This is a genomic window from Cupriavidus sp. R6-3 (assembly GCF_059772245.1).
The window spans coordinates 1-12,413 of sequence record NZ_JCBAJO010000147.1 but is presented as its reverse complement, the minus strand read 5'-3'; the positions used below and the strand labels follow the sequence as shown (position 1 = coordinate 12,413).

The following is a 12,413-nucleotide window of genomic DNA, read 5'->3' as shown; positions in this document are numbered from 1 at the left end:
ACGGCGCCGAAACCGGCCGGCCGATGTTCACGCTGGGCAGCGACGGCGAGCTCGAGCCGACCCCGGCGACGCCGCTGCCGCCGAAGATGCCGCTGCCCGAGCTGCCGCTGACGGCCGACATCATGTACCGCGTGCTGGCCGCCGAGATCTCGATGCAGCGCGGCCTGACGGGCCCGGCCTATCGCACCTACGTGGAACTGGCCCGCTCGACCCGCGACCCACGCTTCGCGCAGCGCGCCACCGAAATCGCCTTCAATGCGCGCGTCCCGCAGCAGGCCCTCGACGGCGCCCGCCTGTGGACCGACCTGGCCCCGACTTCGCCGGCCGCGCGCCAGGTGCTGTCGACCTTGCTGGTGCTCAACGCACGCTGGGAAGAAGCCGAACCGCTGCTGTCGCTGCAGTTGAACGGCGTGCCGCCGAGCCATCGGCCCGAGGCCATCCTGCAATTGCAGCAGCAACTGTCACGCACCAGCGATCCGGCCGGCGCGGCCGCGCTGCTGCAGCGGCTGGTCGCCAACGACATGCAGTCGGCCGAGACGCGGCTCGCGCTGGCACGGGCCAAGGAAACCGCCGGCGACGTGCCGGGCGCGCTGGCCGAGCTCGACGAAGCGCAGCGCCTGCGTCCCGACTACGAAGCCGCGGCGCTGATGGCGGCCGAGCTGCGCGCCGACAACTCGCCCGAACAGGCGATCGCCGGCCTGAAGCGCTTCCTCGACAAGGCGCCGGCCTCGGTGAACGGCCGCATCACGCTGGCGCGCGTCTATCTGCAGCGCAACGAGATGGACGCGGCCCGGCGCGAGTTCGAGGCGCTGCGCAAGGTCGCGCCCGACGATCCGCGCGTGCCGCTGGCGCTGGGTCTGACCGGGCTGCAGGCGCGCCGCTACGACGAGGCCGAGCGCTATCTGCACGAATATCTGCGGCTGGCCGAAAAGGCGCCGAGTTCCAACCCCGACGTCGCGTACCAATACCTCGCGCAGATCGCCGAGGAGCGCAAGGACTACGCGGGCGCGGTGCAGTGGCTGGACCGGATCGAGGACCAGCGCATGGTGGGGGCGGCATCGGTCAAGCGCGCGCAGATGCTGGGCCGCATGGGCCGGCTCGACGATGCGCAGGCGATCTTCGGCGACATGCTGGCCGATGCCGAGGACATCCCCGATCCCGACCAGCGCGCGCAGCGGATGATGGCGGTACGCCAGGCCGAGGTCGGCATGCTGATGGAAGTCAAGGCCTACGACCGCGCCCGCAAGGTACTGGACGAACGCGTCAAGGCCGAGCCCAGGAATGCCGAATGGCTGTACGAGCTGGCGATGCTCGACGAGCGCGAGAAGCGCTACGACAGCATGGAACGCCGGCTGCGCCAGTTCATCGCGATGCAGCCGGACCAGAAGCAGGGCTACAACGCGCTGGGCTATTCGCTGGCCGATCGCAACATCCGCCTGCAGGAAGCGCTGAAGCTGCTGGAGAAGGCGACCGAGCTGGGCCCCGACGATCCGTACATCATGGACAGCCTGGGCTGGGTCAAATTCCGCCTGGGGCAGTTGCAACCGGCCGCCAAGCTGCTGCGCGACGCCTACGCCAAGGCGCCCGAGGCCGAGATCGCCGCGCATCTGGGCGAGGTGCTGTGGCAGCTCGGCGAGCGCGACGAGGCCCGCAAGACCTGGGAGGAAGGCGTCAAGCTGGACCCGAACAATGAGACGCTGGTCGAAACGCTGCGGCGCTACAACGTGCGATTGGCGCAGTAGCGTCGCCGGCGTGCCGCCCGTACCCGGCAGGCTGTGCCTTCATCGAGATTCATCGCCCTCCATCGACATTCATCGCCGGCACGGTCCGCGCCAACGCGCGCGCCGTGACCCGGTACCGATCTGCGTTTTCCGCATGGACCGATCCCGCCGTACCCTGACCCTGCTTTGCCTGTCCGCGCCGCTGTGGCTCGCCGCCTGTGCCAGCGTCACGCCGTCGCGCCAGTTCGATGCCGCCGCCGGCGCCCGCGCCAGCGAATTGACCGGGCGCTTTGCCGCCAACTACGTCCGCTATGGGCGCGACGAAGGCGTGCAGGGCAGCTTCCACTGGCGCGAGCAGGGCGAGAACGTGCGGCTGGACCTGATTTCGCCGCTGGGCCAGACGCTGGCGGTGGTCACGGCGACGCCCTCGGGCGCGACGCTCGACCTGCCCAACGAACCGCCGCGCAACGCGCCCCAGGTCGATGCGCTGCTGGAGCAGAGCCTCGGCTTCGCGCTGCCGGTGGCCGGCATGCGCGACTGGCTGCGCGCCCGGCCGGCACCCGGTGCCCCGGCCAGCGCCACGCGCGACGCCCAGGGCCGGCTCGAGACGCTGTCGCAAAACGGCTGGACCGTGCGCTACGCGGCCTGGCAGGCCGCGCCGAACGGCGCCGAAACGCTGCCGCGCCGGATCGACCTGGCGCGCGACGGCGCCGGCGGACCGATGTCGGTCAAGCTGGTGATCGACGCCCCGGCTTCGCATTGATCGCCCGATGTCGGCCCCCTTGCCCCCCGCGCAACTGCGCGACTGCCCCGCCCCGGCCAAGCTGAACCTGTTCCTGCATGTGACCGGGCGCCGCCCCGACGGCTATCACACGCTGCAGACGGTGTTCCAGCTGATCGACTGGAGCGACACGCTGCATTTCGAACGCCGCGACGACGGCGCGGTACTGCGCGTGACCGACGTACCCGGCGTGCCGGCCGACAGCGACCTGGTGGTGCGCGCGGCCAGGGCGCTGCAGACCGCCACGGGAACCCGGTACGGCGTCGAGATCGCGCTGGACAAGGCGCTGCCGATGGGCGGCGGCATCGGCGGCGGCTCCTCGGACGCCGCCACCACGCTGCTGGCGCTGAACCGGCTGTGGGGCCTGGGCCTGGGGCGCGAGCAATTGATGCGGATCGGCCTGGGCCTGGGCGCCGACGTGCCCTTCTTCGTGTTTGGCCAGAACGCCTTCGCGCAGGGGATCGGCGAGGAGCTGACCGCCGTCGACCTGCCGGACAGCTGGTTCGTGGTCATCCATCCACGCCAGCATGTGCCGACCGCAGCAATTTTTTCCGACGAACGCTTGACAAGGGATACGCCCATCTCCATAATTGCGGACTTCGCTGCTTGCACAAACAAATTCGGTTTCGGTCGCAACGATCTGGAAGCGATAGCGACAGCGAAGTTCGGCGAAGTTGCCCGAGCCCTTGTCTGGCTGAAACAGTTCAGTCCGGAGGCGAGGATGACCGGTTCCGGTGCCTGTGTGTTTGCACGTTATCGCGACGAGCAAACTGCGCAACAGGTGCTCGACCGGTTGCCATCCGAATGGGATGGCAGATGCGTGAGAAGTTTGTCGCGCCATCCGCTCGCAGCGTTCGCATAGCAAGTTTTCGTTCGGCGTTGTGGCAGTCGGCGCAACGAAGAACGGTCCCGGTTGTGTAGGGGAGTCGCCAAGTCGGTTAAGGCACCGGATTTTGATTCCGGCATTCGAGGGTTCGAATCCTTCCTCCCCTGCCATTACATTCCTCGCAGATCTGCAGAATCCGTCGCCGGCAGCGCCGGCGACCCTCCCCCAGCAGCAAGACAGGTGCCCCTCATGAGTAGCGACGGCTTGATGGTATTCACCGGCAACGCCAACCCCAAACTCGCGGAGGCTGTCGTGCAGCACCTCGGCATTCCGTTGGGCAAGGCGCTGGTGGGCCGATTCTCCGATGGCGAAGTCCAGGTCGAAATTCAGGAAAATGTCCGCGGCAAGCACGTGATCGTGCTGCAGTCCACCTGCCAGCCGACCAACGACAACCTGATGGAACTGATGGTGATGGTCGACGCGCTCAAGCGCGCCTCGGCACGCAGCATCACTGCCGCCATGCCCTACTTCGGCTATGCCCGCCAGGACCGCCGCCCGCGCTCGGCGCGCGTCGCGATCTCGGCCAAGGTGGTTGCCAACATGCTCGAAGTGGCCGGTGTCGAGCGCGTGCTGACGATGGACCTGCACGCCGACCAGATCCAGGGTTTCTTCGATATCCCGGTCGACAACATCTACGCCTCGCCGGTGCTGCTGGGCGATCTGCGCGAAAAGAACTACGGCGATCTGCTGGTGGTCTCGCCCGACGTGGGCGGCGTGGTGCGCGCCCGCGCACTGGCCAAGCAGCTGAACTGCGACCTCGCCATCATCGACAAGCGCCGTCCCAAGGCCAATGTGGCCGAGGTGATGAACATCATCGGTGAGGTCGACGGCCGCAACTGCGTGATCATGGACGACATGATCGACACCGGCGGCACGCTGTGCAAGGCGGCCCAGGTGCTGAAGGAACGCGGGGCACAGAAGGTGTTCGCCTACTGTACCCACCCGGTGCTGTCCGGCGGCGCGGCCGCCCGCATCGCGGACTCGGCGCTGGACGAAGTGGTCGTCTGCGACACCATTCCGCTGCGCGACGACGCCCGCCAGACCGGCAAGATCCGCCAGCTGTCGACCGCCTCGCTGCTGGCCGAGACGTTCACCCGGATCGTCAAGGGCGACTCGATCATGTCGCTGTTCGCCGATTCCTGAGCTTCCTGTTAGAATTCAAGGCTTTGTCGCGTCCGCCGGCTTGTCCGCAAGCGGCGATGCGACGCAGAGGCGCCCGGTCACCGTACCTGGCGCCGGTTCATCGGGCTGTCTGGTCGCGGGCAGCCCTCTTACTTTTTGGAGTCCACAATGAAAGTCATCGCTTTCGAGCGTAGCGTACAGGGAACGGGTGCGAGCCGCCGCCTGCGCAACGCCGGCAAGACCCCCGGCATCATCTACGGCGGCACCGCCGAACCGAAGATGATCGAGCTCGATCACAACGCGCTGTTCCACGCGCTGAAGAAGGAAGCCTTCCACTCGTCGATCCTCGACCTGGAAGTGGGCGGCACGACCGAGAAGGCCCTGCTGCGCGCCTTCCAGATGCACCCGTTCAAGCCGCTGGTGCTGCACGTCGACTTCCAGCGCGTGTCGGCCACCGAGAAGATCCACGTCAAGGTGCCGCTGCACTTCATGAACCAGGAAACCGCTCCTGGCGTGAAGCTGGGCCACGGCATCATCAACCACATCCTGAATGAACTGGAAGTGTCGTGCCTGCCGGGCGACCTGCCGGAATTCATCGAAGTGGACATGGGCGCCGTCGAACTGGGCCAGACCGTTCACCTGTCGGACCTGAAGCTGCCGAAGGGCGTGACCCCGATCACGCACGGCGACGACAACCCCGCCGTGGCGAGCATCGCCCTGCCGGCCGGCGGCGTGTCGGAAGCGGCCAGCGAAGGCGAAGGCGAGACGCCGGCTGCCTGATCGGCGCCAGCCCTCGGCTGACCCGGCGGCACTGTCGTATCGACAGGCGCCGCCACAAAGACCGCCGGTTCGTCCGGCGGTTTTTTTTCGCGTATGCTTTCCTGCTGCGCCGCGTCCCGGATGCCGTGCGTGTCCGCCACCGAACCCGTTTGCACCATGATCAAGCTCATCGTCGGCCTCGGTAATCCCGGGGCGGAATACGAAGCCACCCGGCACAATGCCGGCTTCTGGCTGATCGACCAGCTGGCCCGCATGGGCGGTGCCACGCCACGCGTGGAAGGCCGCTTCCATGGGCTGGCGGCGCGCGCGCGCCTGTGGGATCAGGATATCTGGCTGCTGAAGCCGTCGACCTTCATGAACCGCTCCGGCCTGGCCGTGGTGTCGCTCGCTCGCTTCTACAAGATCCTGCCCGACGAGATCCTGGTCGCGCATGACGAGATGGATTTGCCGGCCGGCGCGGTCAAGCTCAAGCGCGGCGGTGGCTCGGGCGGGCACAACGGCCTGAAGGACATCTCCGCGCATCTGTCGACGCCGGATTACTGGCGCCTGCGCATCGGCGTGGGGCATCCGCGCAACGCCGGCGGTGCGGGCGATCGCGAGGACGTCGTCAACTTCGTGCTCAAGCCCCCGCGCCGCGAGGAGCAGCAGGCGATCGACGAGGCAATCGACCGCAGTATTGCGCCCGTGTCGCTGCTCGCCAAGGGCGAGGCCGAACGCGCGATGATGCAGTTGCATTCGGCCAAATGACGGCTTGAGTGGCCGCCCGCCGACGCCTGCGGTGAGTCGGTGCGAGTTGCCATTGTGGTTCGCAGGCGGTTCACGATACCGCCACAGGCTTGGCTTCCCGATCGGGCGCCAACCTTTTTTCGGCGGCGCACCGAGCACCATCGCCGTCCACGACGTTGTGGATCCTTATTTTCAGTTCCTCGATGACAGGGTCCCTGGCGGCGGGATCCGATGAGCAGTACCGCAGCGGCCAAAGATCCCCGGCGCTCACGCCCAACTCCTTCAACGTTTGCTTGATCAACCTGCGCGCATCCGGATGGGGATTGCGCGTCCTGTCGAGCAGGAGAATCGCCTGCTCGATGGCGTCATCAAGCGACAGCGGCTGCCTGTCCGGCTGTTCATCCAACGCCTTCTCCGGCCGCGTGCCCGTCCCCGCCGTGACGACATTGTTGCCCTTGTCGATCGCGGCCTGAATGGAACTCGCAGCGTGACGATGGCGATATCCCGCATAGAGGGTCCAGCCCGCCAATACCAGGCCACCGACGATGCCGAAGAGGATGCCACCGGTCGACACTCCACCCGCGACAAGAAAAAGCGCCAGCGAAATCCCACCGACTGCCATCGCCGCCCCACCATAGGTCATCCGCCATTTGCCCAGGCGGATCTGGTGCCTGGCGTCATCCTCGGCACGCCGTTCGTTGCGCTTGGCATGCGAGAGCAAGGACTCGGCAACCGTCGCGGCGTCGACCAGTTCGGCTTGCTGACTCTCCTTTGCTTCCTTGACGGTTCTTTTGGCGCGCCTTATCGCGTTCAGCACTTCGCTCGCTGCCGCCAGCTTCTTGAGTCCGTCGCGCCATCGCACTGCACCGGCGATGACATGAAGCGCGCCGCAGCCCAGACTGAAGGCAAAGCCGCAGATGGCAGTCGCCGTGGCATGGATCGGCACTGTCGCCAGGTGCAGCAGCTCACTTACCTTCAGGCTGTCCCAGAGCAGCGCCAGGTTGCAGCCGACCCCCGCGGCCTGCAAGACGCCGTCGCGCGTGAACATGACGAAGGAGTGCTTCAAGGTATCGGTGGCTTCCCGGCGGTCCATCTGCGCGGTTTGATAGTGCAGATAGCCGGTTGCCAACACCGCCATGGCGCCCCCGTCGGCTCGGACGCTGGTTGGACATGGCTGGACCGACGTGCTGCCGTCGGGCGGACAGGCGGCAACCGCTCCACGGCTTGCGGCCGTCACCGCCATCGCCTTCGATATTCTCGCCGCCCGCTTTTGGTGGGCGATTCGCTCAATAAAGATCGCGCGCAATTCACCGGTTGCGACAAGCTGCCGTGCGATTCGAAAACGCGCGCGCAGGTGCCTGCCGAACACGACTGTCGTGATCACGATTTCCACAATGGAGGCCGCGGTGCTTAATCCCATTGCCGCTTGCGAAATCGCATGCCTCGGACCATCGGTGCTGAATCGTGCGGTCAAGACAGACGACGAGGGATTGGCGCGGAAGAAGGCGACGATGGCCTCGGCAAAAGCGCCGGCCTTATATAGCGCAATGCCGCTCCATCCGAAGTACAAGACCGAATTCGCAAGGGCGACATGCCGGGCCTGAGGCAGCGCGTCTGTCCGTTCGACGATCCGGCTTGCACATGAAATGTGACCGCATCCCTCGCTCATCGAGCGTCCCCTCCTCTGCCTTGGCCGGTGCCTCGATCCACTACAGCCCCCTGGATCCGTCTTCGATTCTTTTCGCCGATTTTCTCCGGGGTTTTTTGAGCATCCCACGGCAAGACATCGTCATCGCTGGGCACCGCCTCCTGCGGTTTCGCACAAGGGACCAGCGCGACGCGCGTACCTGGCCGCTTGGATCTCATGCTGGCAGCGTTGTCTGCGGGCACAGTCTTTGGCATTCCGCAAACGATCCCTGTCTTGGACGATGTGGCGCTCTTCGGAGTCCGGCTCGTCCGAGGTGGAAATGCACGCCGCGAACGCATCGATCGCAGCGTCCGACGGAAACTCCTTGAACCGGCTCTGCATCAGCGATACGGCTGCAAAGCCGCTGCCGCACTGGCCCTCGTTTTCCCAACGGCATTGAATGAGGAGGGCAGTCCTGGCCAACCCAAGCACGGCGGCCGACTCCACCGGCGTCGAGGATGGAACCAGCCGCAGTATGGTTTTCCACCTCCTTTCGTCCCGCACCCGCGTAGCGTCGTGCAGCCGCTGTGCAATGGCGCCGACCAGCAGCGCCGCTTCTTTCCTGATAATAGGGTCATGCAGAAGCGGTACCGCGAAGCGAAGCAGCTTGTCGTGGAAATCGGCGTCCATGTCATCCTGATAAATCGTGCGGCGTGCAAATTCGGTCAGCACCATCACGGCCCAACCTGGGCAACGCTCCATGGCGAGATGAAACACCTCCTGTAGCACGACTTGCTTCGCGTTTCGGGTGAGCGCCCTGAACAATGGCCATACCTCGCGAAAGACGCGCTCCGGTATTCGCGGGTACATCCTGCCCAGCCTCTTGAACGTCTCCACGAATACGGTTCTTGCGCGCCAGCTCGTCCAACGGTCGCCGGTCAGTAGATTGAGCAGGAGCGCCACGTCGGTCATGCATGACGGCTGCGACCGGAAGCCCAGGCTCTTCCTGCTTGCAATCAGATCGCGAAACAGCTGGAACTCGGACCAATATGGCTTGAGCTGCCGATGCAGGAGGCGACACGTCATGGCAAGCGTCGCTCGTTCGAAGGGATCGCCGAGGCAGGCGACAATCTTGTCGGTCGCCATTTTGGGCAAGCAGGCAAGGTGCCCGTTCTCGGCTTCCGGCGTGCCTCTGGGAACGCTGGTCCGCGAAAACATTCGCGCCAGTGCGGCCATGACGCCGTGCGAACCGTCGCGCATGGCAAAGGCGGTGCCATCGAAGTGAAGACGGCCCTCGCACCGGCGGAACGGCGCGGTCTCACAGGTGCTGGTACCCGGCAATGCCGGGATCGGGTAACCCTCGGTGCGGACTTGCGGCATGGCGCTCTCCCGAGCTGTGGGGGATGCCACGCACGGTTGCACGGCGGCGAGTGCCAACGCTTAACAATGAACCGCAGACGGACAACTTTTGATAGCGATTGTTACGAAGATGTATCCGGGTGCGGGATAGACGACCCGCAGCGGCAGCCAATGACATAAAAAAACCCCGCCATCGTCGATGCGGGGTTTCTTGCTGCGGCGTTCGATGCAGGCGGCTGTAGAGCCGCGGGGTGGCGGGGCCGCCTCAGGCGGCGTGCTTGGCGGCGGTCAGCAGCCGGTAGCGCTGCATCAGCACCTCATGTGTCTCGACCCGGTTCGGGTCGCGCGGAATGCACGCGACCGGGCACACCTGCTGGCATTGCGGCTCGTCGAAGTGGCCGACGCATTCGGTGCATTTGTTGGGGTCGATCTCGTAGATTTCCGGCCCCATCGAAATGGCTTCGTTCGGGCACTCGGGCTCACAAACGTCGCAATTGATGCAATCGTCGGTGATGATCAGCGCCATGGTGGTTCCTTCTGCTATCCGGCCCTCGCCGCGCGATACGCCGCCGGAGTCCGCCCGCGCCCGACTGGCCGCGTCCTGACGGTTTCCGAACCCCGTATTCTAGGCGTTTTCGGGCCGGCCCGCCGAGCCGGCCCTGGCCTTGGCCCCGACCCGCGGCGGCGGACGGCAGGCGGCGGCCGATCGAGGGCTCAGTCGCCCTTGCCGATCTTTTCCTTGAGCCAGCGCTCGACGGAGGGGAAAACGAACTTGCTGACGTCGCCGCCCAGCACCGCGATCTCGCGCACGAAGGTGCCGGAGATGAACTGGTATTGGTCGGACGGGGTCAGGAACATCGTTTCGACGTCCGGCAGCAGATAGCGGTTCATGCCGGCCATCTGGAACTCGTACTCGAAGTCCGACACGGCGCGCAGGCCGCGCACGATCACGCGCGCATTGTTCTTGCGCACGAAGTCCTTCAGCAGGCCGGAAAAGCCGTCGACGCGCACGTTCGGATAGTGGCCCAGCACTTCCTTGGCGATGCCGATGCGCTCCTCCAGCGAAAAGAAGGGGCGCTTGTTGGGACTATGGGCGACTCCGACCACCAGCTCATCGAAGATATTGGACGCCCTGCGCACCAGATCCTCGTGTCCCCGGGTCAATGGATCGAACGTGCCGGGATAGACCGCGACGACCATGCTTCCTCCTTGTTCTGCCCGCTGCCGTGAACCGGCAAGCCGCACCGGCACCGGCTTTGCAGCCGGCTTGCGCCGATGCCGCCAGGCGAGCGTTGGCGACAGCGGCGTAGTGTACCCCTAAATGCGCGGCCGCTGCGCGGAGCGGGCGCGAGGGCCCTGGGCGATCATCGCGCACCGGCGCGCGAAGCGCCAGCGGCCGGATTCAGTCGGCCGCGCCGCGATGGCGCAGCAGGTGAAAATGGACTGCGCCGGCACGCGCGTGGCGCACGATTTCCAGCGATGCGGGCACCGGCGCATCGGCGCCGTTCAGGGGGCTTTCCGATTCGACATAGACCAGCCCCGCCGCATGGGTCAGCCGCTCGGCATGGGCCAGCGCCGGTCCGATCCAGTCCTCGGCGAACGGCGGATCGAGAAAGACCACATCGAAGCTGGCGGCCGGCATCTGCGCCGCGATGGCGAAGGCATCACCCTGGAGGATCTGGATCTGCTCGGCGCCGAGCCGGTCCTGGTTCTCGCGCAGCTGACGCACCACGCGCGGATTGGCCTCGACCATCGCCACATGGGCGGCGCCGCGCGAGGCGGCCTCGAAGCCCAGCGCGCCCGAGCCGGCGAACAGGTCCAGGCAGCGCTGGCCGCTGAGGTCCTGGCCCAGCCAGTTGAACAGCGTCTCGCGGACGCGGTCCGGCGTAGGCCGCAGGCCTTCCGCATCGAGCACCGGCAGCGGGGTGCGCTTCCAGCGGCCCCCGATGATGCGCACCTGCGCCGGGGTCTGACGGGAGGAGAACGAGGGAACGCGCCCACGGGGGGCGGTCTGGCTGCGCCCGCCGGCGGCGGGCTGCGGAGAGGGGGAACGCGGACTCATTCCGTGATTGTAGAGCCTGGCGGGCGGGCGGCTGGCGCCGGCGCGCGGGCGGCGCCGGAACGCTATGCGCGCCAGCGCACCGAGTCCAGCCCACGAAGGGGCGACGAATCGGCGCTCGCGCGATGCTTCGCTGGCCCGAGGCTCAGCGGGCGGCCGCCGTCGGCGCGCCGCCGGCAGGCCCGCCGACGATTACAGTCGCCATCGCGTCGGGGCGCACATGGCGCTGGAAGGCCTGCCTGACGTGCTGGCGATCGACCTTGGCGATCTGCGCGGTCCAGGTATCGAGGTAGTCCAGCGGCAGGCCGTACCAGCCGATATTGGCGACATTGGTCAGCAGCTTGCGGTTGCTGTCGATCCGCAGCGGGAAGCCGTTGATCAGATTGTCCTTGGCCGCCTTCAGCTCGGCCTCGGTCGGCCCTTCCTCGACGAAGCGCTTGAGCACCTGCCGCACCAGCGCGAGCGCCTCGTCGGTTTGCGCCTTGCTGGTCTGCAGGCCGATGCCGAACGGTCCCGGCTGCTTGGACGGGGCGAAATAGCTGTCGACGCCGTAGGTCAGCCCGCGCTTCTCGCGCACCTCCTCGGTCAGCCGGGAGCTGAAGCCGCCGCCGCCGAGCACATAGTTGCCGACCAGCAGCGCGAAATAGTCGGGATCGCCGCGCGCGATGGCGGGCTGCCCCAGCACCACGGTGGCCTGCTGGGCCGGATGCGGAACGCGCTGCACGCTGGCGCCGATGTCCATCTTGACCGGCGGCATCGCCGGCGGTGCGGCGCCGTTGGGCAGCCCGCGCGTCAGCAGCTCGGCGATCTGCTCGGCCTGGCGGCGGTCGATCGCGCCGATCAGCGTGACCACCGCGCGCGAGGCCGCGTAATTGGCGCGCCAGAAGCGCTCCAGGTCGGCGCGCGTGACCGAGGCGACCGACTCCGCGGTCGCCGACATGCCGTAGGGATGGTTCGGGTAGATGGCCTTGGACAGCAGCTTGTCGGCGATCACGCCCGGACGCGTATCGCCCTCGCGGATGGCAGCGATCATCCGCTCCTTCTCGCGGGCGACCACGGCCTCGGGGAAGGTCGGCGCCTTGATCAGCTGCGCGGCCAGCGTCACCGACTGCGTCAGTTCGGGGTTCGAGGTCAGCGTCCGCAGGCCGATGCCGCCGCGGTCGCCGCCGGCCGCGCCGCCGAAGCTGGCACCGGTATCGGCGAAGGCGTCGGCGATCTGCGCCTCGTCGCGCGCCGGCTGGCCTTCCACCGCGCCGGTGCCCTTGTCGAGCAGCGCGGCCGTCAGCGTTGCGAGCCCGGCCTTGCCCGGCGGGTCATAGCGGCTGCCGGCGTCGAAATCGACATTGATGTCG

12 protein-coding genes and 1 tRNA gene are annotated in these 12,413 nt (G+C 66.9%); 7 read left to right on the top strand and 6 right to left on the bottom strand.

The window, feature by feature from the left end:
* The 7 genes from AC6EI8_RS18805 to pth form a co-directional block, all read left to right on the top strand.
* Positions 1-1,742 (top strand): tetratricopeptide repeat protein (locus AC6EI8_RS18805; protein WP_498382588.1); only part of this gene is annotated, 1,742 nt, incomplete at its 5' end.
* A gap of 133 nt (positions 1,743-1,875) precedes the next feature.
* Positions 1,876-2,484 (top strand): lipoprotein insertase outer membrane protein LolB, encoded by a 609-nt coding sequence (lolB, locus tag AC6EI8_RS18800; protein ID WP_226108592.1) that lies wholly within the window; start codon positions 1,876-1,878, stop codon positions 2,482-2,484.
* Positions 2,485-2,491: 7 nt separating this feature from the next.
* Entirely contained in the window at positions 2,492-3,364 is an 873-nt protein-coding gene (ispE, locus tag AC6EI8_RS18795; protein WP_498382587.1) for a 4-(cytidine 5'-diphospho)-2-C-methyl-D-erythritol kinase, read from the top strand.
* A 57-nt stretch (positions 3,365-3,421) separates the two neighbouring features.
* A tRNA-Gln gene (locus tag AC6EI8_RS18790) sits at positions 3,422-3,498 on the top strand.
* Between the two features lie 79 nt (positions 3,499-3,577).
* Positions 3,578-4,531, top strand: a complete 954-nt coding sequence (locus tag AC6EI8_RS18785; protein ID WP_149320107.1) for a ribose-phosphate pyrophosphokinase — start codon at positions 3,578-3,580, stop codon at positions 4,529-4,531.
* 147 nt (positions 4,532-4,678) lie between these two features.
* Positions 4,679-5,290, top strand: coding sequence for a 50S ribosomal protein L25/general stress protein Ctc (locus tag AC6EI8_RS18780; RefSeq protein WP_053821027.1), 612 nt, complete (start codon positions 4,679-4,681; stop codon positions 5,288-5,290).
* A gap of 156 nt (positions 5,291-5,446) precedes the next feature.
* Complete coding sequence (gene pth / locus AC6EI8_RS18775) at positions 5,447-6,037, top strand: aminoacyl-tRNA hydrolase (protein ID WP_149320106.1); 591 nt, start codon at positions 5,447-5,449, stop codon at positions 6,035-6,037.
* Positions 6,038-6,107: 70 nt separating this feature from the next.
* Here pth and AC6EI8_RS18770 read toward each other — a convergent pair whose 3' ends face one another.
* From AC6EI8_RS18770 to AC6EI8_RS18745, 6 genes are all read right to left on the bottom strand, one after another.
* Positions 6,108-7,685 (bottom strand): hypothetical protein, encoded by a 1,578-nt coding sequence (locus tag AC6EI8_RS18770; RefSeq protein ID WP_498382586.1) that lies wholly within the window; start codon positions 7,683-7,685, stop codon positions 6,108-6,110.
* Between the two features lie 120 nt (positions 7,686-7,805).
* Positions 7,806-9,023, bottom strand: coding sequence for a hypothetical protein (locus AC6EI8_RS18765; protein ID WP_498382585.1), 1,218 nt, complete (start codon positions 9,021-9,023; stop codon positions 7,806-7,808).
* Positions 9,024-9,267: 244 nt separating this feature from the next.
* Positions 9,268-9,528: a YfhL family 4Fe-4S dicluster ferredoxin gene (locus AC6EI8_RS18760; protein WP_149320103.1), complete on the bottom strand. Its 261-nt coding sequence runs from the start codon at positions 9,526-9,528 to the stop codon at positions 9,268-9,270.
* 188 nt (positions 9,529-9,716) lie between these two features.
* Positions 9,717-10,202 carry a pantetheine-phosphate adenylyltransferase gene (coaD, locus tag AC6EI8_RS18755; protein ID WP_006576803.1) on the bottom strand — a complete coding sequence of 162 codons (486 nt, stop codon included), beginning with the start codon at positions 10,200-10,202 and terminating at the stop codon, positions 9,717-9,719.
* A gap of 202 nt (positions 10,203-10,404) precedes the next feature.
* The gene (gene rsmD, locus AC6EI8_RS18750; RefSeq protein WP_262485098.1) at positions 10,405-11,064 is read right to left on the bottom strand and encodes a 16S rRNA (guanine(966)-N(2))-methyltransferase RsmD; all 660 of its coding nucleotides are present in this window, start codon (positions 11,062-11,064) and stop codon (positions 10,405-10,407) included.
* A gap of 142 nt (positions 11,065-11,206) precedes the next feature.
* A partial coding sequence (locus AC6EI8_RS18745; protein WP_498382584.1) for a M16 family metallopeptidase occupies positions 11,207-12,413 on the bottom strand: 1,207 nt, incomplete at its 5' end.

Excerpts from the sequence above, each read along its gene's own strand:
- lolB (WP_226108592.1), top strand. The coding sequence starts at position 1,876 with ATGGACCGATCCCGCCGTACCCTGACCCTGCTTTGCCTGTCCGCGCCG.
- ispE (WP_498382587.1), top strand. The coding sequence starts at position 2,492 with ATGTCGGCCCCCTTGCCCCCCGCGCAACTGCGCGACTGCCCCGCCCCG.
- AC6EI8_RS18785 (WP_149320107.1), top strand. The coding sequence starts at position 3,578 with ATGAGTAGCGACGGCTTGATGGTATTCACCGGCAACGCCAACCCCAAA.
- AC6EI8_RS18780 (WP_053821027.1), top strand. The coding sequence starts at position 4,679 with ATGAAAGTCATCGCTTTCGAGCGTAGCGTACAGGGAACGGGTGCGAGC.
- pth (WP_149320106.1), top strand. The coding sequence starts at position 5,447 with ATGATCAAGCTCATCGTCGGCCTCGGTAATCCCGGGGCGGAATACGAA.
- AC6EI8_RS18770 (WP_498382586.1), bottom strand. The coding sequence starts at position 7,685 with ATGAGCGAGGGATGCGGTCACATTTCATGTGCAAGCCGGATCGTCGAA.
- AC6EI8_RS18765 (WP_498382585.1), bottom strand. The coding sequence starts at position 9,023 with ATGCCGCAAGTCCGCACCGAGGGTTACCCGATCCCGGCATTGCCGGGT.
- AC6EI8_RS18760 (WP_149320103.1), bottom strand. The coding sequence starts at position 9,528 with ATGGCGCTGATCATCACCGACGATTGCATCAATTGCGACGTTTGTGAG.
- coaD (WP_006576803.1), bottom strand. The coding sequence starts at position 10,202 with ATGGTCGTCGCGGTCTATCCCGGCACGTTCGATCCATTGACCCGGGGA.
- rsmD (WP_262485098.1), bottom strand. The coding sequence starts at position 11,064 with ATGAGTCCGCGTTCCCCCTCTCCGCAGCCCGCCGCCGGCGGGCGCAGC.